The organism is Singulisphaera acidiphila DSM 18658, assembly GCF_000242455.2.
Classification (GTDB): Bacteria; Planctomycetota; Planctomycetia; order Isosphaerales; family Isosphaeraceae; genus Singulisphaera; species Singulisphaera acidiphila.
In genome coordinates, this window is the sequence record NC_019892.1 from 3871701 (window position 1) to 3897448 (window position 25748).

The 25748-nt window shown below is 63.9% G+C and carries 21 protein-coding genes; 16 read left to right on the forward strand and 5 right to left on the reverse strand.

The genetic code is table 11. The features are described from left to right. Positions 1–2 precede the first annotated feature (2 nt). Positions 3–203, forward strand: a complete 201-nt coding sequence (locus SINAC_RS15130; protein WP_015246515.1) for a DNA gyrase inhibitor YacG — start codon at positions 3–5, stop codon at positions 201–203. 155 nt (positions 204–358) lie between these two features. Here the strand turns inward: SINAC_RS15130 and SINAC_RS15135 are convergent, their stop codons facing one another. From SINAC_RS15135 to SINAC_RS15145, 3 genes are all read right to left on the reverse strand, one after another. Then, positions 359–1570 (reverse strand): aldo/keto reductase, encoded by a 1212-nt coding sequence (locus tag SINAC_RS15135; protein ID WP_015246516.1) that lies wholly within the window; start codon positions 1568–1570, stop codon positions 359–361. 310 nt (positions 1571–1880) lie between these two features. Continuing rightward, the gene (locus SINAC_RS15140; protein WP_015246517.1) at positions 1881–4217 is read right to left on the reverse strand and encodes a TolC family protein; all 2337 of its coding nucleotides are present in this window, start codon (positions 4215–4217) and stop codon (positions 1881–1883) included. A 472-nt stretch (positions 4218–4689) separates the two neighbouring features. Continuing rightward, positions 4690–5022, reverse strand: coding sequence for an Mpo1-like protein (locus SINAC_RS15145; protein WP_015246518.1), 333 nt, complete (start codon positions 5020–5022; stop codon positions 4690–4692). 206 nt (positions 5023–5228) lie between these two features. Here SINAC_RS15145 and SINAC_RS15150 point away from each other — a divergent pair, with 206 nt between their 5' ends. From SINAC_RS15150 to SINAC_RS15215, 14 genes are all read left to right on the forward strand, one after another. Beyond that, on the forward strand, positions 5229–6317 hold the full coding sequence (locus SINAC_RS15150) for an isocitrate/isopropylmalate dehydrogenase family protein (RefSeq protein WP_015246519.1): 1089 nt from the start codon (positions 5229–5231) through the stop codon (positions 6315–6317). Continuing rightward, positions 6314–7450: a tetraacyldisaccharide 4'-kinase gene (gene lpxK, locus SINAC_RS15155; protein WP_015246520.1), complete on the forward strand. Its 1137-nt coding sequence runs from the start codon at positions 6314–6316 to the stop codon at positions 7448–7450. Before SINAC_RS15150 ends, lpxK begins: the two co-directional genes overlap by 4 nt. 74 nt (positions 7451–7524) lie before the next feature. After that, positions 7525–8493, forward strand: a complete 969-nt coding sequence (locus tag SINAC_RS15160) for a hypothetical protein (RefSeq protein WP_015246521.1) — start codon at positions 7525–7527, stop codon at positions 8491–8493. Continuing rightward, the gene (waaF, locus tag SINAC_RS15165) at positions 8490–9518 is read left to right on the forward strand and encodes a lipopolysaccharide heptosyltransferase II (protein ID WP_015246522.1); all 1029 of its coding nucleotides are present in this window, start codon (positions 8490–8492) and stop codon (positions 9516–9518) included. The genes SINAC_RS15160 and waaF overlap by 4 nt, the downstream gene beginning before the upstream one ends. Before the next feature lie 24 nt (positions 9519–9542). Beyond that, positions 9543–10523, forward strand: a complete 981-nt coding sequence (locus SINAC_RS15170) for an NAD-dependent epimerase/dehydratase family protein (RefSeq protein ID WP_015246523.1) — start codon at positions 9543–9545, stop codon at positions 10521–10523. 61 nt (positions 10524–10584) lie between these two features. Further along, positions 10585–12219 carry a glycosyltransferase family 39 protein gene (locus tag SINAC_RS15175; RefSeq protein WP_015246524.1) on the forward strand — a complete coding sequence of 545 codons (1635 nt, stop codon included), beginning with the start codon at positions 10585–10587 and terminating at the stop codon, positions 12217–12219. Next, positions 12219–13064, forward strand: a complete 846-nt coding sequence (locus tag SINAC_RS15180) for a lipopolysaccharide kinase InaA family protein (RefSeq protein WP_015246525.1) — start codon at positions 12219–12221, stop codon at positions 13062–13064. Before SINAC_RS15175 ends, SINAC_RS15180 begins: the two co-directional genes overlap by 1 nt. Before the next feature lie 70 nt (positions 13065–13134). Then, on the forward strand, positions 13135–14358 hold the full coding sequence (locus SINAC_RS15185; RefSeq protein WP_015246526.1) for a glycosyltransferase family 4 protein: 1224 nt from the start codon (positions 13135–13137) through the stop codon (positions 14356–14358). A 94-nt stretch (positions 14359–14452) separates the two neighbouring features. Beyond that, positions 14453–15214, forward strand: coding sequence for a sugar phosphate nucleotidyltransferase (locus SINAC_RS15190; RefSeq protein WP_015246527.1), 762 nt, complete (start codon positions 14453–14455; stop codon positions 15212–15214). After that, on the forward strand, positions 15211–16971 hold the full coding sequence (gene plsY, locus SINAC_RS15195) for a glycerol-3-phosphate 1-O-acyltransferase PlsY (RefSeq protein WP_015246528.1): 1761 nt from the start codon (positions 15211–15213) through the stop codon (positions 16969–16971). The genes SINAC_RS15190 and plsY overlap by 4 nt, the downstream gene beginning before the upstream one ends. A gap of 363 nt (positions 16972–17334) precedes the next feature. After that, positions 17335–17673 (forward strand): hypothetical protein, encoded by a 339-nt coding sequence (locus tag SINAC_RS15200; protein ID WP_020466109.1) that lies wholly within the window; start codon positions 17335–17337, stop codon positions 17671–17673. 198 nt (positions 17674–17871) lie between these two features. Continuing rightward, positions 17872–18882 carry a DUF1559 domain-containing protein gene (locus tag SINAC_RS15205; RefSeq protein ID WP_015246529.1) on the forward strand — a complete coding sequence of 337 codons (1011 nt, stop codon included), beginning with the start codon at positions 17872–17874 and terminating at the stop codon, positions 18880–18882. Positions 18883–19017: 135 nt separating this feature from the next. Continuing rightward, positions 19018–20601: a DUF1800 domain-containing protein gene (locus SINAC_RS15210; protein WP_015246530.1), complete on the forward strand. Its 1584-nt coding sequence runs from the start codon at positions 19018–19020 to the stop codon at positions 20599–20601. Between the two features lie 42 nt (positions 20602–20643). Continuing rightward, positions 20644–21888 carry a DUF1501 domain-containing protein gene (locus tag SINAC_RS15215; protein WP_015246531.1) on the forward strand — a complete coding sequence of 415 codons (1245 nt, stop codon included), beginning with the start codon at positions 20644–20646 and terminating at the stop codon, positions 21886–21888. 386 nt (positions 21889–22274) lie between these two features. On the opposite strand, the gene SINAC_RS15220 is transcribed toward SINAC_RS15215, so the two are convergent. Together SINAC_RS15220 and SINAC_RS15225 are read right to left on the reverse strand one after the other, a co-directional pair. Next, the gene (locus SINAC_RS15220; protein WP_015246532.1) at positions 22275–23045 is read right to left on the reverse strand and encodes a sugar phosphate isomerase/epimerase family protein; all 771 of its coding nucleotides are present in this window, start codon (positions 23043–23045) and stop codon (positions 22275–22277) included. A gap of 155 nt (positions 23046–23200) precedes the next feature. Further along, positions 23201–23593, reverse strand: coding sequence for a VanZ family protein (locus SINAC_RS15225; RefSeq protein ID WP_015246533.1), 393 nt, complete (start codon positions 23591–23593; stop codon positions 23201–23203). A gap of 533 nt (positions 23594–24126) precedes the next feature. Here SINAC_RS15225 and SINAC_RS15230 point away from each other — a divergent pair. Next, the gene (locus SINAC_RS15230) at positions 24127–25662 is read left to right on the forward strand and encodes a N,N-dimethylformamidase beta subunit family domain-containing protein (protein WP_015246534.1); all 1536 of its coding nucleotides are present in this window, start codon (positions 24127–24129) and stop codon (positions 25660–25662) included. Positions 25663–25748 lie beyond the last annotated feature (86 nt).

Genomic DNA, 25748 nt, shown 5'->3' on the forward strand with positions numbered 1-25748 from the left:
AAATGATCCGGGCCCGCTGCCCAACGTGCTCCAAGAGCTACGAGATCGAATCAATCGACAAGTTGCCGAGCTTTCCGTTCTGCTCGGATCGCTGCCGGTTGGTCGATCTCGGACGCTGGATCGACGGGACCTACGCCGTTCCTGACGACGTCGCGATGCCGACGCCCACTCCAGATCAAACGGATGATGAAGATGACGGTTGACGAACACTCGTTCGTCTGCCGTCACGTACCGTTTCCAAGTCGAGAGTGTGCGAGAAATTCGTCCGACTCATGAAGGGGAGGCTGCACCTCCCCTCCATGACACCTGCTCACGCAAACTCTTTGAGCGGCACCCAGACGAAAAAATCGCTCGTGACTCAGCTCATCCGGCGATCGGCAATCTGCACGAGCTGGGCAACGGGCAGGCCGTAGGGGCAGGCTGCCTCGGCGGCCGCGAGATTGGACGAGGCCAGGTCACGGGCTTCGGCGGGGAGCGCCTGGTAGAGCGCCCGCGCTTCCTGTCGCTTGCCGTACGCTTCGTAGTATCGCAGGTAGCGGAGCACCGTGGCCACGGGGACGCCGTGAGCGGCCGTTTCGCACAAGTGGCCACAGCCGTGGCAGTAGAGCTTCGAAGTCCGCTCGCGATGCTCCTCGAGCAGCCGGGCCTCCTTCGCGGTGATCGGATCGCGAGTCGCCGCGATGTTCTCACGGAGCATGTCGCGGTTGGTCATCTCGCTCACCACGGCGTGGAACCGCTCGTCGGCGAAGACGGTCTTGATCGCGGCCTGTTCCTTCTTGAAGCCCTTGGCGATGAATTCCTTGAGGTTCGGCGATTCGCCGACTCCCTTGAACTCGTTCGCCCCCCCCTGGGTCTTCATCGCGACCAGGCCGATGTTCGCCTTGGAGGCCTTGTCCACTGCTCGTTTGAGCTCGTCGCGGTCCATGGTCCGGTAGTTGTACTGGATCATGATATGGTCGATCCAGCCGCACGCGGCGGCGGCCTCGACGATCTCGACCAACTGGGCGTCGTGGCAGCTCAGTCCGGCGTACCGGATCGTGCCCTTCGCCTTCAGTTGCTCGAACGCCCCCTTCACGGCCGAGTCGCTGAGCATCGGAATTTGCGAACCGGTGAGGCCGTGCATGAAGTAACTATCGATGTAGTCGGTCTGGAGCCGTTCGAGGCTCTCCTTGGCCTTCTTCTCGAAGAAGGCGGACGCGTTGAAGTCGCCGCTGATCTTGCGGGGGGCGTGCGTCTTGGTGACGAGGAAGACATCCTTGCGCTTGCCCGTCCGCTGGAGCACCGCGCCGATGGTTCGTTCCGACTTGCCGTTCTCGTATCCTTCGGCGGTATCAATATAGGTAACGCCGGAGGCGAGGAGGGCCTGGACGAAGCTGGGTTCGACCGTCCAGCTTGATCCCATCCCGAGCCGGGAGACCTTTTGACCGGTCTTCCCCAGGGTGATCATGGGAAAAGCTTTGGGATCGGCCGCCAGCATGGGGCCGGCCGCCGCCAGGACCGGGCCGGCCGCCGCGGCCGTCTTCAGGAATCGACGCCGATTGCCGCCGCAAGAGCCTTGGGAGCCTTCCATCGTATCGACCTTCCAGAACGAGGATCAGACCAGGCCGCTCAGTTCCGAGTCCGCACGCCGGGCACGGTCGAGCCGGATTGCGACCTATTCTGATCGAGTTGGTAGGGCATGGTCAACAAAGTTCCGACAATCGGCGGGGACTTTCCGGAAGGGCCAAACCTGCTCGGGGCTCACGTCAGCGCTCGGTCCTCGGCCAATGTCGGCACGTCTCTGCGCCTTTGATAGAGTGCGTCAAATGAGCAAGGGCCGAACCCTCTTTTCCAAAGAGGGTCCGGCCCGGCATGGTTTCCTTTGATTCCGCCCTTTGAGCTTACTGAGGGGGCAGCGGCGGCAGGTCGATGGGTACCGGAAGCGGAGGCAGATCGCTATCCGCTTCGGCGGCCGAGACCGGCGTCGACGTCGTGGCCGAGGCAGGAATCACGTTCGGTTCGACAGGAGCCCGACCAGGGGCCGGGGCCGACCGCGAAAGGATCGGCGGCTCACCCGCCGGCACGGTCGGATTCACCGGCGTCGGAGGCGGCCCGAGGGGGCCAACCGGGGCCGGGAGCAGGGGAATCGGCCCAGCGGGTTCGGCTCCGGGCGAGACCATGGACGGGACCGGGTCGGGAACCGGCGGTCCGGTGATCGGTCGCGGTGCATAGTTGCCGTCCCCACCCACTGGCAGTTGACGGTGGGCCGCTTGCTGGTCGCGAGCCTGAACGTAGGCCTTCTGAGGATGCGGGCCTTCCGCCACGGCGATGTTGTCGTAGGCGAGCAGGGTCCCTTTAGCCTCTTCGAGGGCCACGATCGAGATGTTGTAGGTCGTCTTGAACTGGGCCTCCTGAGCGACAGCACTGGCGTACTGGCTGACGGCATCCAGGTAGCGGTCGATCGTGATTCGGCCTTCCTCGTAGAACGCTCGCTGGGCCTCGAGCCGCTGGGCCGCCGCAGCTCGCAGCCGGGAGGCGGTCTTGAACTGCTTGAAGTTGGCGTCGACTTCGAGGAAGAACCGGCTGAGCGAGTGGGTCGTCTGGTGAACGATCTGTTGCAGGTAGGCCCGCTGCTTCAGCAGGACGTACTGCGACTGTCGGGTGTTCGCCAGGGGAGCTCGCATGCCCAAAGGCATCTGGAACGTGAACCCAAGCTGCCAGGACTGGAAATTGTTGTAGTTGCCCGGCGACGCTGCAAGGCCCGCGGCACGCTGCTGCTGCGAGACCAAGGGATCGATTGCCCTGATCGTCCGCCCGGTCATAACCGACTCAGCCGAATCGAGGTCGGCACCGAGCCCGTTGAACTGGTAGAGGGCGTTGAAGTTCAAGACCGGCAAGAGCTGGTTCCGCGAGATCAGGAGCTGGAGTTCGGCAACCCGGACGACCATCTGCTGGGTCACGATATCGGGCTGGAACGAGAGCATCTGGGCCACGCTGGAATCCCAGTCGGGCTCGAGCCGAGCCTCGGTCGGCGCGGTGACCGGGACGATCCGGCGGCTATCGGCCGGGGGAAGACCAAGGATGTTGCGAAGCTGCCGCTCAGTCGTGATGACGTCGGCGGTCTTGGTCACCAGGTCGAGCCGGAACTGTTCGAGCCGCTGGGTCGCTTCGGCCACGTCGGCGACGGTGCCTCGGCCGACTTCGAGCTCAGACTCCTCACGCTTCTTGATTTCCTCGGCCAGCTCGACCGCCTTCTCACTGCTCCAGAGTTGGACGTGCTGCTGAGCGAGGCTCCAGTACTGCTGTTCGATCGAACGAACCGACGCCATGATCTCCGCTTTGAACCGCCAGACGGCGGCATCGGCATTGAGCCGGGCGATCACGATCGGAGCCCGGTTGGCCTCGAGACCGACCGGAGCCCCCGCCTGGCCCCCCGCCAGTGGAGCACTACCGAGCAAGGGCTGGGTCAAGCTCAACTGAAGGTTCGTCGTGTACGCCGACGGAGTCGCATTGGTCGGGCTATTGGAATAGAGATAGCTAATGTTATGCGTCACACCGATCTGGGCACCGGTGGCCGTCCGCTTCTGCACGCCCGTCTGGAACTGTGCAGTGTCCTGGTCGAAGATGATCGGGAACCGCGAGGCTCCGACGATCGTCCCGGCCGAGATCGCATTATTAAACGGGGCGAGGCTATGCCCCCAGAGCAAACTGGTCGTGAAGTTGGTGTCGAAGGACGACAGCGCCTGAGCGATCTGTGTCTCCTGGATCGCGGGGTCGTAGACGGTCTGGAGCGGGCTGGCGCCAAGGGCGCTGGCGATGCCCGAACCGGCCCCGTTGTTCAACGGCGTGGGCTCGAAGCCACCGACCGGAATGCCTTGAGCACCCAGTGAGATGACGCGGACAACTTCGGAGTTGTCCAGACCCACCCGAATGGCATCGGGCAAAGTAAGCTGCCAGATCTCTTGTGCCTCAGGGTCGTTCGTGGTGCGCGGCTTCTGCACCTTGGGCATCGGCAGCGCCATCGAACTGCTGAGGAACTGAGCCTGAGTGACTTCCTTGTCCTCGTCCCCGATCGTCCCCAGCTTTTCATGGGGAACGGCCTTCGATTGGTCAATGTAGGGAAGCCGCTGACAGCCTGAGGAGGCGGCCCAGGCCGCCGCCACCATTGCTGCCTGAGCGAGCCGTTTCTTGATTCGCGTCAATCGCATGGCCAGGCCGTCCTTGACTAAGATCGCCATGTGACGAGTGGTCCCGGGTCGTGAAGGTGAAGGCCCCAGCAACGGAGTCCTTCGATCGCTGTTCCTTCACACCGCGGTCGGCAGCCGGTCGCGTCCATACGTCCGAACCACCTTGGTCCCCGACACCTCGTAATGGCCAAACCGTCGATCCATCTTCAGGGAAAATGACTGCATCCGCATATGGGTCGAGCCGTTTCCCTGAGCGAACTGTCTCCGCAACGGACCCTAGGCCCATTACGGTAGTTCGTCCGATCGACCTGTTCCCAATGATCGGTTGTAGCAGAAGTGCAACTTGAAGCGATGGGGCGGATTCTACGGATTTTAACTGGCCTGTCCTAGGCCAACCTCCGCAATAGTCCGCACAAATTGGCGGACCTTGCCCATCCCCGCTGGAACGGGACAGCCGAGATACGTAAATGCCTGCAAGAACGTTGAAATTCGGAAAATCGCCAAACTCGACCAGTCGTTTCCGTCAAATCGAGCGAGCCGCCCCCTGGCGAGGCTTGCGCGGAGGAGCCACATCCACGTACGACCAGCCCAGTTTCCGCTTCAGTAAGATCACTTCGCCGGGGTCCGTTCCTTCCAGCGCATGGCCGAGGAACTGGATCATGTAACCGCCGACGAAAAGGACCACGGAAAAGAGAAAGACGGGGAGTGAGAAGAGGTAGGTATAGATCGGAATCATGAGGATCCCCAGGATCGTCAGCGGGATCCCAATCATGTGGAGCACGAAGCTCGTCGGATCCTGATGCCGGGCCATCCAGCCCTGAACCAGTTGTGCGGGAGGGTGGGGGGGGCAGATCATCGTGAGTAGGCTCCGACGTTGCGGCCTGGCCTGGGACGACCAACCGGTTTGGCTGCTTGACGGCGCATCGGGGTGTGGTATACGTTGGTCGCTTCGGACCCAACTAGAATATCCCAACTGGAACGGTGTTCGCAACGCCCAAATCAAGGGTGGACGCGATATTGCGACACCGAACTCTGGACCGCACGGCGGGAGACGGACCTGCGATGGCTTATGAAGTGACCCTTATTCCCGGCGATGGCGTCGGGCCGGAGCTGGCGGAAGCCGCGCGGATGTGCATCGAGGCGACGGGCGTCCAGATCAACTGGGACGTCCAGGAGGCAGGCGTCGACATCATGGCGAAAGTCGGGACCCCCGTCCCCGATAGCGTCATCGAGTCGTGCCGCCGTACCAAGGTCGCCCTCAAGGCGCCCATCACCACCCCGGTCGGCACCGGTTTCCGTAGCGTCAACGTCTACCTCCGCCAGGCTCTCGACCTCTACGCCTGCGTTCGCCCTTGCAAGCAGTACGAAGGGGTGCGCACCTTCTTCTCGAACTCGAAGGTCGATATCGTCATCGTCCGCGAGAATACCGAGGACCTCTACCTCGGCTGCGAGTTCGAGCAAGGCAAGCCCGAGACCGCCGAGCTGATCGCCGACATCAAACGGCTCAACAACAAGACGATCCGCCCCGACTCGGGAATCTCGATCAAGCCGATTTCGATCTCCGGCACCAAGCGAATCGTCAAGTACGCCTTCGAATACGCGCGCAAGCACGGCCGCAAGAAGGTGACCGCCGTTCACAAGGCGAACATCCTCAAGTACTCCGATGGCCTCTTCCTCGAGGTGAGCCGCGAGGTCGCCAAGGAATACAGCGATATCGAGTTCGAAGACCGGATCGTCGACAACATGTGCATGCAGCTCGTGCAGAAGCCCGAGCTCTATGACGTCCTCGTCTTGCCCAACCTCTACGGCGACATCATCTCGGACCTGGGCGCCGGCCTGGTCGGCGGCCTCGGCGTCGCCCCCGGCGCCAACATCGGCGAATCGGGAGCGGTCTTCGAAGCCACCCACGGCTCCGCGCCCAAGTACAAAGGCCAGTGGAAGATGAACCCGACCGCCCTGATCCTCTCGGGGGTCTTGATGCTCGAGCATCTCGGCGAGGTCGAGGCCGCGAAGCGACTCGATGCCGGTGTCGCCAAGGTGATCAAGGAAGGTAAGGACGTCACCTACGACATGAAGCCGCACCGTGACGACCCGTCCGCCGTGGGCACCCTTGAGATGGCCAAGGCAATCATCCGCGCCATGGGAGCGTGAGCCGCTCAACGGGTTGGTTCAGCGAGGCGGCGTTCCTCCGGTTGGTGCGTGGCGAGTCACGCAGCCCGGGGGCCCGTCTCGCCCGTGTCGGTCTACGAATGGCGGCGGCCGGCTATGGGCTGGCCGTCGCCGTTCGCAATGCGCGGTACGACCGGGGAAGTTCCGCCATCCAAGGCGTGACTGTCCCCGTGATCGCCGTCGGCAACCTGACGCTCGGCGGCACCGGCAAGACCCCCATGGTCGAGTGGGTCGCCCGCTGGTATCGCGCCCGAGGGATTCGGGTGGCGATTCTCAGCCGCGGGTACGGCCAGGACGACGGGATCAACGATGAAGGGAGAGTGCTCGAGGAGAACCTCCCCGACGTCCCCCACCTCCAAGGCGCGGACCGAGTTCGACTCGCCGAGGTGGCCGTCGAAGAGATCGAATCCGAAGTGCTCGTCCTCGACGACGGGTTCCAGCATCGTCGCTTGAAGCGTGACCTCGACATCGTGCTCCTCGACGCTCTCGAACCCTTCGGTCTCGGCTGGCTCTTTCCCCGAGGACTGCTTCGCGAGCCGGTTCGCTCGCTGAGGCGTGCGGGGGTGGTCGTGCTCTCACGCGCGGACCTCGTCCCCGAATCGACCCGCGCCTCGATTCGCGCGGAAGCCGAGCGGCGGGCCGGCCCGTTGCGCTGGGTCGAGGCCCGGCACGCCCCGCTCGACCTCCTGGACGCCGACGGGCCGCCGACCCCCATCGCGTCGCTGGCCGGCCGATCGGTCGCCGCCTTCTGTGGGATCGGCAACCCGGACGGGTTCCGGAAAACGATCGAGCCGCTCGTCGGCAATTTCGTCGGCTTCCGCACCTGGCCCGACCATCATTCTTATACGGCCGCCGACGTGGCCGACCTGACCGCCTGGGTCCGCGGCCTAAAGGCCGATCTGGTCTTGACCACGCAGAAGGATTTGGTGAAGCTTCGCGCCTCGAACCTGGGAGCCGTTCCGCTCCGCGCACTCCGGATCGGCTTGGAGATCATGTCGGGGCAAGCCATCCTCGATGAAGCGCTTGCGCCGTTCGGACCACCAGGAACACGCGAACCACGACATGACGAGGACGAGAGTCCAAGAAGTCGGGAATCACGACCGTCAGAAGCATAATGCCATAGTTTCCCGGCTCAAACGGACTCCTCGAACCGTCCTTGCTGAATCTCCTTCCGGGAAAGGATTCCCTTATGGACCTTGACTCCGTCGACCTGAACGAGCTGCGCTATGAAGCGTTGTCGGAGCGGCCGAGCAAGGTCCAGCTAACCGACCTGGGACGACCGGTCGCACCTGGAGCAACGATCGCCGATTGGCTCGACGGCCTGCCGAACCAACTGGCCGCGAAGGGGCTGAAGTCACTGCGTGACGCGATCGTCACCGCCCATGAGACAGGCCGCCCCGTGGTGGCGGCCCTCGGGGGGCATGTGATCAAGACAGGGTGCGCCCCCTATTTGATCGACTGGGTCGAGCGAGGGGTGCTCGACGGCCTGGCCCTGAACGGCTCAGCCGCGATTCACGACCTCGAGCTGGCGATCGCCGGGAAGACAAGCGAAGACGTCGGCCCCCGGCTGATGGCAGGGACATTCGGCTTCGCCCGCGAGACGTCCGACCTCTATGCCTGGGCCTGCGAGCGCGCGGCCACGCAGGGGTGTGGCCTCGGCGCAGCACTCGCGGATGTGATCCTGGAACGCGGCGGACCGGGCCTGAACGCAAGCCTGCTCGTCGCGGCACGGCGGAAAAAGATTCCGCTCACGGTCCACGTGGCGATTGGGACCGACATCGTTCACATGACGCCCCAACTCGACGGTGCGGCCCTGGGCAAGGCCACCCTCGACGACTTCCGGATTCTCACGAACCTGATCGCCCAACTTGCCGGCGGCGTCTGGCTCAATCTCGGCAGCGCAGTCGTCTTGCCCGAGGTCTTCCTGAAGGCGGTCTCGATCGTACGGAATCTCGGACGCTCACTTGATGGCCTGACGACCGCGAACCTCGACTTCAACCAGCAGTATCGCGGCCTGCTCAACGTCTTGCAGCGCCCTGGAGCGCAAGGGATCGCCCTGACCGGGCACCACGAGTTGATGATCCCCTTGCTCCACGCCGCCGTCGCCACGCGACTGCAGGCGCCGGTGGCGGCCCCGAGCGCGAATGGCCATCCATGAAGATCGCCGTCTTTTGCCCGAACCTGATCGGCGACACGGTCATGGCCACGCCCGCCATCCGTGCCTTGAGACGGAGCTTCGCCGACGCCACACTCGTCGGCCTGATCAAGCCTCACGTCGCCCCGACGCTCGGCGGTTCCCCCTGGTTCGACGAGCTCATCTTCTTCGATCCCAGGTCGAGCGACCCGCAACTCCGGACCCGCGCCGTGATCGGCCAGCTCCGCGCCTTGCGACTTGACATGGCCGTCCTTCTCCCTGGTTCATTTCGCTCCGCGCTCGTCGCCCGACTCTCGGGGGCGCGTCGGCGCATCGGTTATGGCCGAGGAGGCCGGGGATTCCTGCTGACCGATCGGCTCTCGACCCCCGTCGACGCAAAGGGCAAACGCCTGCCGGTCCCGATCGTCGAGTCGTACCTGGACATCGTCCGGCGCCTGGATTGCCGAGTCGATTCCTTACGGACCGAGCTCTTCACGACCGAAGCGGATGAGACGGCCGCCGACCTCGCCTGGTCGCGGTTGGGGCTCAGTCGTGGCGAGCCCGTCGTCACCCTCAATACGGGGGGAGCCTACGGCCCTGCGAAAAGTTGGCCCACCGAATATTTCGGGATCCTGGCGCGCCGGATCGCGCTCGAGTCGGGTGCGAAGGTTCTGGCCGTTTGCGGTCCCAGCGAACGGGAAGCCGCTCGCGAGATCGCGGCCAAGGCCGACCACCCCCATGTGGTGAGCCTGGCCGACGAGTCGTTGAGCATCGGTCTGAGCAAGGCCTGCGTCCGTCGCTCGGCCCTCTTGATCACGACTGACTCAGGCCCTCGCCACTTCGCTGCCGCCTTCAACGTCCCCGTGCTGACCTTGTTCGGACCGACGCACATCGCCTGGACACGGACCTATCATCCCCACGCGGCCCACCTCTTCCACCCGGTGCCCTGCGGACCTTGCCAGCGACCGACGTGCCCCCTCGGCCATCACCGCTGCATGCGCGACCTGACCCCCGACCGGGTCTTCGCCGCCGCGAAACGCTTCTTGTAAAGAGAGCAGGGGGAGCCAACCTCAATGGACGAGGCACGCATGCTCGAGCGATCACTCGTGCCAGTCTCCCTGGTGACGGGAGCCAGCGGCTTTCTCGGCCGACCACTTCTCGACGCCCTGCTCGGACCCGACGAATCGCGCGGCCGCGTCGTAACGGTCGGTCGCCGCCGGCCTCCCGATTGGCCGGCTGAATCCTTCATTCAGGCCGACTTGACGAACCCGGAAAGCGTCCGAGCGGCGATCGAAGAGGCAGCCCCTTCCATTGTCTTCCACCTCGCGGGGAAAACACCGCCGGCCCCCGCGCCGGAACTCTACAAGGCCAACAGCATGGCCACGGCCTTGCTCCTCGACGCCCTGCGCGAGCGGGGCCGCCCCGTGCGTGTGATTCTGACCGGCTCGGCGGCCGAGCTCGGGCCGGTGGACGAGAGCGATCTTCCCGTCGGCGAAGGCCACCCTTGCCGGCCGGTGACTCCTTATGGCGTGAGCAAATGGCTGGCCACCTGCGCCGGGCTCGCGGCCCAACCGCCGCTCGAGGTCATGATCGCCCGGATCTTCAACCCGATCGGTCCGGGAACGCCCGAATCCCAGTCGCTCGGTCGATTCGCCGCCCAGTTCAGCGATCCCGCCGTTGAGGAATTGAGCGTAGGCTGTCTCGACACAAGGCGCGACTTCGTGGACGTCCGCGACGTCGCCCGCGCCTTAATCGCGCTGGCCCAGCACGGCCGGCCCGGGCTCGTCTACCATGTCGGGACGGGCCGTTCTCAGCGAGTAGGCGACGGACTCGAGCAACTCCACCGGCTCAGCGGGGGGCGGGTTCGGGTGACGATCGACCCGGTCCACGCCGGCAGCGCCGGCCCCGGCGACTCCCGCGCCGACATCCGGCGGATCGTGGAACAGACCGGCTGGAGGCCGGAAATCCCCTGGGAAGCGAGCGTCGAGGACCTCTGGAACGAGGTGCAGGCGCGCCCTTCGGTTGCCATTGACCGTGTGAACACCTGGACGTAATATGCGGCCCGCGGACGATGGATCGTGTCGCGCCGTTCGGGTTCAAGGAGGAACTCGCTCGATGTCTGGCCGCCGCTGTCTGCTCGCACTCGTTCTGCTGGCGGCCGCTTTGCACCTCACCGGCATCGCCCGGTCGCTGCTACCCGCCCAGGACGGCTTGAAATTTCTTCGGACCGCTCGCGATTTCCAGAGCAAGCCCTGGATCGACGTGATTCGGGGGTCCGACCAGCACCCGCTCTATCCCGCCCTCGTCGCGGTGAGCGAACCTATCGTGGCCGCGATCAACGGCAACGGCCCCGATACCTGGCGAATCGCCGCGCAAGCGGTGGCCTCGCTGGCCTCGCTGGCCTTGCTCATTCCGCTCTTCGGTCTGACTCGCGACCTGTTCGACGCTCGGATCGCGCTGGTCGCGGTCTTGATCTACGTCGTTTTACCGCTCCCAGCAGCGATCGGTCACGATACCCTGAGCGACAGCGTCGCCCTGTTCGCCGCACTCCTCGCGCTCTGGCTGGGCGAGATCAGCCTCCGATCGACCGGTTGGAAAGCGCCGTTGGGTTGCGGAATCGTCGCGGGACTCGGCTTCCTAACCCGACCCGAGGTTCTCATCGTTCCGCTCGCAGTCGCCCTGACCTGGGTCTCGCGCCGAGGAATAGTGGCGCTCCCGCTCCCTCGACCTCGGATCGCGCTGGCTCGATTGTCCGCGCTCGGCCTTTCCTTCCTCATGATCGTGGGCGCTTACGCCCTGCTCAAGGGGGAGGTCTCGGAAAAGCTCGCCTTGCGACAAGGCATGGGCATGGGACCACGGCAACCGCAAATCCGAAGGGCGAAGCAATGGTTGCCTCCGGGACTGAATGACCCTCGGTGGGACTTCTCCCCCAAGGAGGAGTCGGAAGAACCGGCGATCGCGACCGCTCCGGGGATCGTCGCACAACTTGGCCTGAAGTGGGCGGAATGCCTTGGCGGCTTGTTCGCGATCTTCGCCGTCTGGGGGGTCGCCCGCGCTCGATTCATTCGGCAGCTCTGCGAGCCGAGCCAAACGTCTCTGCCAACACGCGACGTCGATGGTGAACCGAGTCCGCCACAGTGGGGGCCTCGGCTCATTGCCGTTTACCTGGCCTTGTTCAGCCTCGTTCTGTTCCGGCACGCGTTCAAGATGGGTTATCTCTCCGATCGTCACACGCTGACACTTGTGGTGGCGTCGATCCCATGGGCGGCGGCCGGCACGTTTGTCTGCATGCGCGGGATCGCCCTGAAGCTCAGGTGGAGCCCTCGATTTGCGCGAGTCGCCGGTGTGGCCGCCGTGCTGACCCTGGTTGCGGCCGGAGTGAAGCTCCAATCGAAGCCGATCCATCCGAGTCGGTGGGGACATTGGGCGGCAGGCCGCTGGCTGGCCGCTCATGCAGACCCGGCGGATGCGGTGCTCGACACCCGAGGCTGGGCCGCTTTCGTTTCGGGCCGGCGGAGCTACGACTACTGGCACGTCCGCCAGGCCTTTACCGATTCCCAGTTGCGTTACGTGGTCGTCGGGACCGGCGAACTGACGGCCGAGAGCCGCCGCGCTGCAACCCTGAGGGCGGTGCTCGCCTACGCGGCCGATCCGGTCGTGGAGTTCCCCGAGCGGCGGGATGGGCACGGAGGGGCAGGGGTCAGGGTCTACCGCTATCGCCGGCCCGCGTCCTGGGAGGGGATTCGGTAATGAGTCACGGCACGCTCTGGAAACGACTCGTTCGAGGCACCGGCTGGGCCTGGTTCGCCGAACGCCACCGCGCGGCGTTTCCGGCCGATCTTGAAGCCAAGGTCATGGACCTGGAGAGCCGCGATCGGCTGCATGCCAAGCAAGGTCGATCGACGGCCCGGGTCGTCTTCCATGCCCCGTCAGGACCACTGCCGGTCTACCTGAAGCGGCACTACGAACTCCCCTGGCCAGCGCGACTCGGCGCCTTGATCCACCCCCGGGGGAAGCATACCCCGGCGGCGGCCGAATGGGCACACCTCGAACGGGTCCGTGCGCTCGGCATCGCCGTCCCCGAAGTGGTCGCAGCCGGCGAGCAGATCGGCCCTTGGGGCGCCTTGAAAAGCTTCCTGATGATCGCCGAACTGACCGGCTGCCTCGCACTCAACGAAGCCATGCCCGATCTGGTGGCCTCCCAGTCACCCGCGAGCCTCGCGGCCTGGAAGCGGAGCGTCATCGCCGAGATGGCCCGGATCGTCGCGACTCTACACGCGGCCAACGTCTTCCATAAAGACCTCTACCTCTGCCACTTCTTCGTCGCACTGGATCAGGCGCCGGGCCAGTTGCCGAGCTTGACCCTGATCGACCTGCACCGCACGCAAGAGCACCGGTTATGGCCCAATCGCTGGCGGTGGAAGGACCTCGGCCAACTGCTCTTCTCGACGCGCGGAGTGCCTGGGATCAACGACCGCGACGTCATGCGGTTCTGGGTGCTCTACCGACGCCGACTCGAGTTGAAACGACCGGGCTGGCAGGCACGCATGATCCGGATGAAGGCCGAGCGTTACTTTTCGCATAACAATTCGTGAATACCGACGATCTTCAATCCCAACGAAACGAAACAAAAAACAATGGCCGGGGTCTGGGGGACATAAGACGATGCGTTTGGCCCTGAATTTCCAGAGGGTCGACCCGACGCGAGGCGGAGCCGAGACGTACGTCGTCGATCTCTGCCAGCACCTCATCCAGTTGGGGCACGAGGTTGACCTTTACGCCGAGTCCTGGCGTGAGGGGGCGCTTCCGCCCGAGGTGAAATGCGTCCCCGTGGCAGCGGATGGGCGGACCCGCACGGCCCGAATCCGCAGCTTCGCCAGGAACTCGGAAAAGGCACTCAGCGAGGCCTCGTACGACTGCACCGTCGGCCTGATCAACACCTGGCACCACGACGTCATCATCCCTCAGGGAGGGGTCCATCGCGGCAGCCTCGAGGCCAACTCCAAGCGGTTCCCCGCCGGTTTCAAACGCACGCTCTATCGCCTGGGCAAGCTGGCCAATCCCAAGTTCTGGACCTACCAGGCGATCGAACAGAAGCAATACGATCCCCAGCGCCAGGCGCACGTGATCGCCGTCAGCAACATGGTCAAGGAGCATCTCCAAGAGTACCACCATGTCCCGCGCTCGCGCGTTCATGTCATCCCTAACGCCATCGACGCCGGTCGCTTGCAGGTCGATCACCCCGCGGCCAACCGCTGCGCCTTCCGCAACAAGGTCGGCCTGGCCCCGAACGATCTGGTCGCCCTGTTCGTCGGCCACAACTTCGCCCTCAAGGGGCTCGAGCCTCTCTTGAAGTCATTGGCCGAGCGGAAACGACTCGATCCCCAAGCACGCCCGGTCCACCTGCTCGTCTGTGGCGGCGGCAAGATCGCACGCTTCCGCCGCATGGCCGAGAACCTCGACCTGGCCGGCACGATCCACTGGATGGGGTACACCCCCGATATCCGCCCCTGCTTCTGGGCCAGCGACTTCTTCGTTTTGCCCACCTACTACGATCCCTGCTCGCTGGTCGTCTTCGAGGCCCTGGCGTGCGGACTCCCCGTGATCACGACCTCGTGCAACGGGGCCGGCGAGGTTGTGACCGACGGCCGCGAAGGCTACATCCTGACGGCCCCCGACGCGCTCGGCGAAATGATCGGCGCCATCGACCGCATGACCGACGACGCCATGCGCCAACGAATGTCGGAGCATGCCGTACAGCTTGGCCTCGACCAATCGTTCGACAAGCATGTCGCCCGCCTGGTCCAGGTCTTCGAGGATGTCGCCGGATCGAAAACCCGAAGAACCCCGCACGGGAATCGGGCGACCGCAAAGAAAGTGCGACGATAAGGCCACCGATTTTTCCCGTCCCACAAGATGGAAAGAATGCGTTTGAGTTCTCTTGTAGGGATCTGCCCTTATTTTTTTGATAGGAGCCCTCACAATGCAAGCGGTCCTCCTCGCGGGTGGCAAGGGGACGCGGCTCCGCCCGTTCACTCACGTGTTTCCCAAGCCGCTGATGCCCCTGGGCGAAGATGATCCGATGCCGATCATCGAGGTGGTGCTTCGCCAGCTCGCCCGATTCGGCTTCAGCGACGTCACGATCATCACCGGCTACCTGACCGAGCTGATCGAGGCCTTCTGCGGCAACGGCAAGAAGTTCGGCACCAAGCTCAACTATCGCCGCGAGGTCACGCCGCTCGGGACCGCGGGCGGCCTGACGCTGCTCGATCGGCCCCGCGAACCGGTGCTCGTGATCAACGGTGACATTCTCACCACCTTGAACTATGGCGCCATGTACGACTTCCACCGCGAGCGCGGAGCGGCCGCGACGGTCGCCTCCTACCCGCGCGAAGTCCGGATCGACTTCGGCGTCCTCGAGTTCGACAACTCCGATGACCCGCACGTCTTGACCGGTTACCGTGAGAAGCCGGAATATTCGTTCCAGGTCAGCATGGGCGTCTACATCCTCGACCCGTCCGCCTGGGACTTCCTCGTGCCGGGCCAAGCCTTGCCGATGCCCACCCTGCTTGAAGCGATGAGGAAACAAGGGTCTCCCGTGCATTGCTTCCGGCAAGACTGCTACTGGCTCGACATCGGCCGGCACGACGACTACGCCACCGCCAACGAGATTTTCGAGTCGCGCAGGGCCGCGTTCCTGGGCGACATGGAAAAGCCAAAAGTGAAGATCGGACGCGACCAGTGAACTCGACCTCCTTGGCACTTCTGACGATCCCGGTCGCCTACCTGATCGGCGCGATCCCGTTCGGTTACCTCACCGCGCTCTGGGCGCGCGGGGTCGACATCCGCACGGTGGGGTCGGGCAACATCGGCGCCACCAACGTGGGCCGCGTGCTCGGGTTCCGCTTCTTCGTCATCGTGTTCCTACTCGACCTCGCCAAGGGGTTCCTGCCGACGTACCTGTTCCCATTGGCCGTCGCCCGCGCCACCGGGCAGACGGTGCCGCAGCTCGGCGTCTTCGTGGCGCTCGCGACAATCATGGGGCACAACTTTCCCATCTACTTGAAATTCAAGGGGGGGAAAGGCGTCGCAACCAGCCTGGGCGCCTTGCTCGCCCTCAACTGGGTGGCGAGCCTGGCCGCCTTCGCGGGGTTCGTGCTCACGTTGGTCGTGACGCGCTACGTCTCGTTCTCCTCAATGCTTGGGGGCCTGGTCTTCCTGGCCGTCTACTTCGTCCGGGTCGATGACCCCTGGAATCAGGAGCATCTCGCCATGAGCGTCGTGACGATCGGGTTGTTCAGCCTCCTCGTCGTGCGACATCGCAAGAACATCGTCCGGATCAAGGAGGGGACCGAGCCAAAGGTATCGTTCCGCAAGAACCGCCCGTCCGGACGAGTCGCCTGGGTCCTGATCCCGATCCTCGCCCTGATCGCGGTGGCCGCAATCTACGGACTCGCCGCCCAGGCGAACCGCCGTTCGGAGCTCCAACTCCGTCCCTATGACTTGACCGAGGTCGAGCGGGTCGGCACCGGTCATCAGCGCACCGAGCGATTGGCGTATGCCGACGGCGGCAAACTTTTGGCCGTCACCTGCCCGCGATACAATCGCGTGGTCCTCTACCGTGTGACCGAGACTGAGCAACTTGAAGTCGCACGCGACATCGAGCTCGAGGGCAAGCCCGTCGCGGTCTGGACGACCCAGGATCGCCTCTACGTCCTGGTCCGGCCGTCAGGCGACGAACGGCACGTCAAGCCAGGCTGGTGGCAGGCGTTCGACCTTCAAGGCGAGCCGATCGGCACGCGCGTCACCGCAGGGATGTACCCGGATGACCTGATCGTCACACCTGACGGCCGCCACGCCCTGGTTTTGAGCTCCGGCAGGGGGGAGGGGGACCCGAAACGCCCCGCCCCCGCACTCGAAATATTCGACCTGGACGCCACACCGGCCCAGGTCGTCGGCCGCCTCGAGTTCGACCAACCCGGCGACGACCCCGCGCGGATCAAGCTCTCCGCGCGAGGGAATCATGCGGCTGTGACCCTGCTCGGCTCCAATCAAATGGCCGCGGTCGACCTGGCCAACTGGGAAAAGCCGGTACTCATCAGCCGCTCCAGCCTGCAAAAGAGCGAAGCACCGCACCTGTCCGAGACCGACGACGACTCGATCCTGACGGCGATCACGCCGGACCGCGACGCCGTCGTCATCCCCTGGCCGAAGACCGTGGCCGAGCGCGGCGGATGCCTCGCATGCATCCTACCAGGGAGCACCGGCCTGACGCTCATCGACGCCGCTACGCGCCGGCTCTTGGGTCATTTCCCATTGCGGGCCGGCTCACTCAACCTGGGCGTCGCCCGTCCGATGGGGCTGGCCTTCTCCCCGGAACGAGGCTTGCTCGCCGTGGCGACCCGGTCGGGAAGCGTCCACCTGATTGCAGTTCGGAATCGGCTCAAGAACATCAATAAGCATGAGCAGGTAGCAGTCTCAGGGCCCGAAAATCGCCGGTAATGATCGAGAGACACCGACGGCCCAGCAACGCCCTCAGCCTTCGCTTCTCCTTCTCCCCCCCTGGGATCGCGGGCGGGTCGACCGCGGTCCCAGGGGGAAGAGGGGTTCTTCGATTGCGTCGGCGGAATCGGCGACCTTGTCGATGAGAACACTCTGTTATCAAGAAGGCTGTGATCGTCTTTCAAAGGCGATCACGGCCTTTGTCTTTGCGCAAACGGGTTCTGATGAGCGACCTCCTGGGGAACTGAAAGGGCCGGTGGGGCACTATCACTGAGAGAGCGCTCGATTTCGCGGCATCGTCTGCGAACGTGGCCAGCTCTTAAAGGGATAGTCTCCATCGTATCAGGGGCGGGACGAATCACTTTGGTCATTCACCGTGCCAGTCTCACACGACTCGCGGTTCTCTTCACACTCTGCTACGGCACGATCGTGCTGGGCGGTTCCTCCCTTCACGCCTTCGTCGGTTGTTCGCTCCACACCGCCACGCTCGGTGCTGACCACGCCCCACACGGCAAGGCCGCCAGCCCCGGTCTCTCCCACGCTTGCCCCCTCTGTCACTTCCTCACCCAGGGTCAAATCCCGACCGAGCGATTCATCATTGCCTGCGCGGACCTCATTCCCGCAAGGACAATCGACGAAGCTGCGGTCAGTTCGCCCCTGAACGCCCCGTGCTCAACCCGTCCCCGCGCGCCGCCGCGATAACACACACGATCTCTCTCCGATCGAAAACCATCCCCGCCTGAATCGTCAGATCGACGGGTGTTCGACGCCGACTTGCCCTCTCCAGGTGCAAGCCCCGGTCTCGGTGCGCCTGGCAACAGCGATTGCACGGCACGGGCGACCTTGGCAACTCTTCAAAATTTTTGCAATTCCCCATGCTTTATTCCATGAGTCATTCTTATGCGACGTCGCGCTTTTACTCTGATCGAGCTGCTCGTCGTGATCGCGATCATCGCGGTCTTGATCGCGTTGCTGCTCCCGGCCGTGCAAGCGGCCCGTGAGGCGGCCCGGCGGATCTCGAGCACCAACAACCTGAAGCAGATCGGGCTGGCTCTCCACAACTATGAGAGCACTCACTCGGTCTTTCCGAGCCATGGCGGCTCGAGCGGAACCGGATTCTCGGTCTTCGCACGGATTCTCCCGTTCATGGAACAGGCCGCGATCCTGAACACCATGAACTTCGACCTGACGGTCACCACCACGCCGCCGGTCTTTTCCTTCATCCCCGCGCAGACGACGGCGGCCGCGACCGTGGTGGCGGCGTTCCTCTGCCCCAGCGACGGCCAGCCACCGCTCTACCCCAACTACTACTACAACACCGCAACAGCGGGCACAGGCTACGTCGCAAGCGTCGGGTCGGGCACAAGCACTTATTACGACATGCGATACCCCTCTGACGGAGTCTTCTGGAACAACTCGGCCGCCCGGATCGCCGACATCACGGACGGGACAACCAACACCATGTTCATTTCACAATGCCTTCTCGGTCTCGGTCAAGACACGACAGGCCCGACCCCGCTGCGTCGCGACCGCCAGATCGCAAACATTGCCTCGCAGGTGAGCCCCTCCAAGGTTGCGTCGGGGGGCTACACCCCTGCGATGAACAACCCTGACCTCGCCCTCCTGAGCGCGGGTGCCACGTCCTGGAGCGGGACCCGGGGCGCGGCCTGGATCGTCGGGACCGAAGCGATGGTCGGCTTCAACGCATATCTCCCACCCAACAGCAAGATTCCTGATGTCTACGGCCACGGGTTCGGCTGGCTGAGTGCTCGCGGGCCACACCCCGGCGGAGTCTTGACGCTCCTCGGCGACGGCAGCGTCAAGTTCGTCAAGGACTCCATCAACCTGGCCACCTGGCGTGCCCTGGCGACGCGGGCAGGGGGCGAGGTCATCTCGGCCGACGCGCTATAGCGTTGCAAGAGCTTGCCCCGGCCACCGCCAATTCCCGTAAGGGGTGGGCACTGTCCACCAATCCATCCGCCTTTACCCTCGGAAAATCCAATGGGTGGGCCATGCCCACCCCACACTCCCTGCAAGGAAACGTTGATGAGACATTCACATAATACCCCTCCCGTATGGGACGCGAAGGCTGCGGCCCACCTGCTTAGCCGCGCCGGGTTCGGGGGCACCCCCGAGGAGACGGCTCGCTTCGCGGCCCTGCCCTTGGAGAAGGCCATCGACCTGATGCTCGACGAGGCCGAGGGGGCCATCGCCCCCGAGCGGCCCGCGTGGGTCAAGGATCCCTGGGTCAACACCGAGAGGCGGTACGCCGACACGACCCGCGAACAGGCGGCCGAAGGGCACCGCACCACGCGCCGCCGTTACGCCACGGAGATGAACCAGTTGCGAAGCTGGTGGCTGGCGCACATGATCGCCACGCCGACCCCACTGCGCGAGGTCATGACCCTCTTCTGGCACGGGCACTTCGCCACGGCCACGGATAAAGTCATGATCTCGCAAGCGATCTATCAGCAGAACGAGACGCTCCGCCGGCTCGCCCTGGGAAACTTCCGAACCCTCCTGCGCGACGTCACTCTCGACCCGGCAATGCTGATCTACCTCGACCTTGAGGACAGCGACAAGGCCAAGCCAAACGAGAACTACGCCCGCGAATTCTTCGAGTTATTCACTCTCGGCATCGGCCACTACTCCGAGCAGGACATCAAGGCCACCGCACGCGCCTTGACTGGCTGGACGCTCGCCGGCCCCCGAGGGAAGGAGCAAGCACGCGCCACGGCGGCCGACACCCCGCGTGACTTCGCCCGCGACGGGCTGGTCGCCACGTACGTGCCCGAGCGTCGTGACGACGGCTCCAAGACGATTCTCGGCGAGACCGGGCACTTCGAGCTCGACGACGTCGTGGCCCTGGTTAGCCGCCAGGAGTCGCTCGCCCAATTCCTCGCCGCCAAGCTTGTCGACTACTTCGGTGCGGTCGATCCTCGCGGCCAACTCCGCACGAGGATGGCTACCACGTTCCAGGACAGCCGAGGCGAAATCCGCGAAGTCCTCCGCGTCCTTTTCACAGCACCCGAGTTCTACTCCGAAGCCTCGCGGGGATCGCTGATCAAGAGCCCCGTGCAACTCCTCGTCGGCGCCTGCCGCCAGCTCAAGCTGGACGTCACGGCAACCCCAAGCCTGGCCCAGCTCACGGCCGCGATGGGCCAAGAATTATTCAATCCACCCAATGTGAAGGGATGGCCCGGCGGAAGGACCTGGATCGGCGCAGGGACGCTTGCCGTCCGCTACCACCTGCCCGAGGCCTTGCTCGACAGCAAGGAACCGGCGGGGCTGGAGCCGATCGGCTTCAATCGGTTCCTGACCGTGCCGCGCGACGCGACCCAAGGGGCGGCCATGATGGCCCGGATGGAAGGGGCGATGGCCCAGCGCAGCTCCGAGCGGAAGAAGGAAGGCTTGAAATGCCGGTTCCGCACGGAGGCCCTTTTCCCCCAAGGTCCCCCCGCTGAGCCGACCGCACTCGTCGACGACCTGCTGGGCCGGCTCGTGGTCACGACGGTTCGCCCCTCGGCCCGCGACGCCCTGATCAAGGCGTGCGCCGACACCCGCGTTGAAGACCGCGCGAGCATGGTCGCCCGCCTGATCCTGACATCCCCCGAATACCAGTTGGCCTGAGCCGCGAACCAGACGCTGAAATCAGCCAAAGGAGCAAGATCCATGATGATCCGAATGGGCCGACGCCAGTTCCTCCGCCAGGCCGCGGGACTGACGGCGCTGACGGCAACCGTGCCAGGGTTCGTCGACAAAACGGCGGCGGCGTTCGCTGGCAAGGTCGCCCCGATCCCGGGCCTGAACGACGACCGCGTCCTGGTGGTCGTCCAGCTTGCCGGAGGCAACGATGGCCTCAACACCCTGGTGCCGCACGGCGACGACGCCTACTACAAGGCCCGGCCCAAGCTCGCCGTCGACGCCAAGAAAGTCCTCAAAATCGACGACCATCTCGGCTTCCACCCCGAGTTGGCCGAGCTCAAAAGCATGCTCGACGACGGGGCATTGGCGGTCGTGCAAAACGTGGGCTATCCCAACCCCGACCGGTCCCACTTCCGCTCGTCGGAGATCTGGGAGACCGCCTCTCCGGCCGGCCAGGCATGGACGACCGGCTGGCTCGGCCGCTATTTCGATAGCGAGTGCACAGGCGCTCAATCCCCCATCCTCGGTCTCCAACTGGGCGAGCGCCCCTCGCAATCGTTCGCGAATCCCCGCCCGCGCTCAGTCACCCTGGCGAACCCCGCCATCCTCGACCTGCCCATCAAGGGCATCGCCGGTCACGGGCTCAAGCGCATCAATGAGGTCGAGCCGACCGGGATCGAGGCCCTCGACTTCGTCCAGCGCACGGCGAACGAGACGCTCTCGCTCTCGAAACGACTGAAGGACGCGGTAAGCGAGACCAACTCCGCCATCACCTACGCGCCGTTCGAGTTCTCGCAGTCGCTGAAGACCGTTGCGCAGTTGATCGCGGCCGAGTTGCCCACTCGGGTCTACTATGTCACGCTCACCGGGTTTGACACGCATGCCTCCCAGTTCAACCGTCACGCCGCCCTGCTCCAGGAGTTGAGCCAGGGCCTGGCCACGTTCCACCGCGACCTGAAAGCACGCGGCCACCTTGACCGCACCCTCGTGATGACCTTCTCGGAATTCGGCCGGCGCGTGGCCGAGAACAAGTCGGCAGGCACCGACCACGGCACCGCCAACATCATGTTCCTGACAGGCGGCGGCATCGTGCCCGGCCTCCACGGCAGCCGGCCCGACCTGAGCAGTCTCGACGACTCGGGCGACCTGACCCACAAGGTCGACTTTCGATCGGTCTACGCGACCGTCCTCAACCAGTGGTTCGGGGTCGACCCCAGCAAGATCCTCGAGGGGCGATTCGAGCCGACCCCCGTCCTCCGGGCCACTCTTTAAATTAACAACGATCCGTCAATGGGCTAAAAACCAACGGAAAAGAGCGGACACTGCAAGTCGTTGCCCTGTCATGGCTTACCGTCGACGCTGCGGCGCAACTCTTTTCGGACAAACCTTTTGCGAAAACACCCGCTTCCTACCGGTTTTTAGCCCATTGGCGGATCATTGAATTTTTAACCACGAATGACACAAATGACACGAATAAAAACAAAGAATTTCAATCATTTTTCATTTTTTTATTCATTCGTGTCATTTGTGTCATTCGTGGTTAAATTCTCCTTTTTTCCCCTATCGCTCGGCATCTGGCACGCGAACAACACATCAAACCATCTTGGCGTGTCCGGACACCCGCCGAGTTCTTTTCGCTCGCCTTCGGGATTGGAGAATCAGGATTTCGACTTCGGTTGATAAGCCAGCCAGAGGGCCCGGAAATAGCGTAGGACTCGTTCCGGATCGCTGCTTTCAGGGATTTCGGCCAGGGTGAAACCGTCATACTGCTGGGCGGTCAGGAGCGCGAAGAGTTCGGTCCAGGGATAGGCCTCGTCGAACAGGTCGCGGAGATGGACCTCACGGATCTTGGGAGCGACCAGGGCAAAGTTTTCGCGGATCGAGCCGTTCACCACATCGGTTGGATTCGAGTTCCAGCAAACGTAGACGTTGGGATGGTCCGCATAAGCGATGATCTTGGCGAGGTTGGGGACGAGTTGAGTGATCGCGCCGTGGACCTCGACCCGGATCTCAACGCCGAATCCGTCGGCATATTCACCAACCTCGTGAAGGGCGTGCCCGATCCGCTTCAAGGTGGCATCGAGGTCGGCCCCCTTGGGAATCCCGTTAGGCCGAACCTTCACGCCAGGCGAGCCGAGGTCGTGGGCGAGTTGGACATACTCCTTCGTCCCTTCGACGTTCTTCCGGACCACCTCGGGATCGACCGCTTGGTACTCGAAGGCGCTCCCCAATCCCGCCAGGGCCACCGGCGAGTCGGCGAACATCTTCTTGATTTCCTTCCGCTCGTCTTTGTTGAGGCCGACTTCCACCTTGTGGGCGTGGGTCGTGCGAAGTTCGACCCCTTCGTAATGTAAGGTGGCCAGCCGCTTCAAGATGGTCGGGAGATCCCAGTCCTTGGCGATGTTATAGGTGATGGTTCCGAGTTGCATGGAAAACATCCCAAGTTTGAAGTGAGGTGGTTTCGCCTGGTTCGATGTGGTTCTAGCACTGCGGTCGCCCGAAAACCAGCGTCCTCTTTTTGAAACAAGAACCAGATGTCCGGAAAGTCGATTGTTACCGCAAGCCGGATGAGTATGAGCTTCTTTTAGGATTCTTCCACGAGTGCTCTACGTTTCGGGCTCAAGAGCCCGTTGAGCGCGTAGCCGCTTGCAAGCCCGATGAGCAACCCTACAACGTCGGCCAGGCCATCGAACGGATCGGAGTCGCGGCCCACGATCGGCAATGCCTGCCCGAACTCGGTGAAGACCGCGAGCGCGACGCCCGCGACAAGCACCCAGGTCAGGCCCCGGCGTGATCGCGCAGCCTGAAACCACAAAAATCCGAAGCCGGCGAACAGTACGACATGAACCAGTTTATCGAAGTGCGAGATCCCGACGTGGACCTGGCTTTCGTTCACATGCAGCCATTGACTGGGCGTCAGGCAAGCCACCAGGAGCAACGAGGTCCACACAAAAGCGGGGATCATGCGCAAAGACATTAAGCCCCTCCTTGAAGAAAAAAGGGATTCCGGACATCCGTCACCGCGTGCAAACCGGCAGCACAATACGATGCTCCAGGTTCGCCAGGCTCGAGCAACCTCGCTCGCGTTTGAGCCATTCTAGCGAATCACACGCGCCAGGACCAACCAGCCTGGCGCCCCCCTGTTCGTCGCGTCGGTGACTCCTCCCGCCGGCCGTTCGAACGACTTCCGATCGGGTGGCTCCCAAGCCCAGCGATCCGGGTCGCTCGGGTCCATACTCGGCCCTGGTCTTTTTGGCCCGCGCACCCAGCAGGCCGGACACGGTCCCCAGCCACCCCGACGTAAGCAACTCGAAGGTCAATCGCACGGTGCTTGAGAGTCGACCGAAAGGGCACGGCGCGAGGAGCCTTCCACCCAATCGTCTTCCCTCATACACCGCAGACCACCCAGATTCAATTTCTCCATCAGCGTCTAACGGGCCCATCCGGTTACGGCTACAATGCCCGGAACTCGCCTTTTCGTTCCTCCTACCGCTTGGGATTCTCCCCACCATGTCAACCCCCAACGAATCGTCTGTCCCCCGCCGAGATTTTCTGCGAACCGCCCTCGCCGCCGGCGCATTGTCCTCGGCGACCGGTGCCGCTCCCGAAGCGATCGCGGACGGGCGAACGGAGAATCGGATCGTCGCCGAGAACAAACGGGAAGGCGCCTTGGATTGGCAGTTGACGCGGGTACGCGTCGATGGCGACGGCTTCCGTTCGCCCTGGATCGAAGGCTTTTGCTCCAAGCAGAGCGTGCAGGCGGGGGAAGAGATCGAGGTCTTCGTCTCCACTAACCCGTCGCGCAAATATCGCCTCGAGATCTTCCGGATGGGCTACTACGGCGGCCGAGGCGCACGGCTGGTCAAGACGATCGGCCCCTTGGAGGGCACACCACAACCCACCCCTCAACCCGCGGAAAAGAATCTGCATGAATGTCGATGGGAGTCGAGCGCCCGGTTCAAGATTCCCGGCGACTGGTTGAGCGGCGTTTATCTCGGCCGCCTGACCACGGTCCCCGACGGAGCGGAGGCGTACTGGCAAAGCTACGTCGTGTTCATCGTGCGCGACGACCGGCCCGCTGAAGTCCTCTTCCAATGCTCGGATAACACCTGGCAGGCGTATAACAGTTGGCCGAACAAGTACTCGATTTACACGCACCCGAAAGGAGTGCAAGGTCCCTGGGCCGACGTCAGCTTCGATCGCCCCTACGGTCGCGAAGCCCAGCATCAGGGCGTTGTCAACGACCCCTTGACCGTCGGGTCGGGCGAGTTCCTTCCCTTCGAGTTTCCGCTCGCCTACTGGCTGGAACAGCACGGGTATGACGTCACGTACTGCTCCAACAGCGACATGCTGAGCCCCGATCGCGGCCTCAAGTGCAAGGCGTTTGTGAGCGTCGGGCATGACGAGTATTGGGACATCCGCCAGTTCCGCAGTGTCGAGAAGATGCGGGACGAAGGAGTTAACTTACTGTTCTTGTCGGGGAACGCCATCTGCTGGGTCACGCCCTACCGCGACAGCAGCACGGGAACCCCCAACCGCATCATTTTCCGCGGCGGCCCGTACGGCGCGGAGAACGAGTACGCCGTAGGCCGTGAGAAAGATCACGGCCCGTTCCCGCATCGCGGCCCCGACGAGGGACTGCTCATGGGCGCACGCAACGTCGATCCCGTAAACGGAGGGGGGGACTGGATCATCACCAAGCCCGACCACTGGATGTTCGCAGGGACCGACGTCAAGCAAGGGGACCGGATACCTGGCCTGATCGGCTGGGAGTATCACGGCGAGCCCGCCGCCATTCCCGGCCTGGAGATCGTCGCTGCCGGCACAGCCTGGCAAGGCGGAGTGAATCCGCAACAGTGGACGGCGACCCTCTATCCCGGGCCCAAGGGAAACTTCGTCTTCAACGCCGCGACGATCTTCTGGGCCCAAGGCCTGAGCACGCCACCGGGACACGTGCTTCCGTGGTCACACTGGAGCCGGCCGCACGGCCCCGACCCACGCGTTCAGCAGATCACGCACAACCTGCTTCAGCGTGCCCTGGCTTGATACGGTACAGTCCGCGGGAAAGCCCGGCACGTTGCCCTCCCGGAGGGTCGACCACTCCCCCCCAGGGGTAAAACCCTGGAAACGCC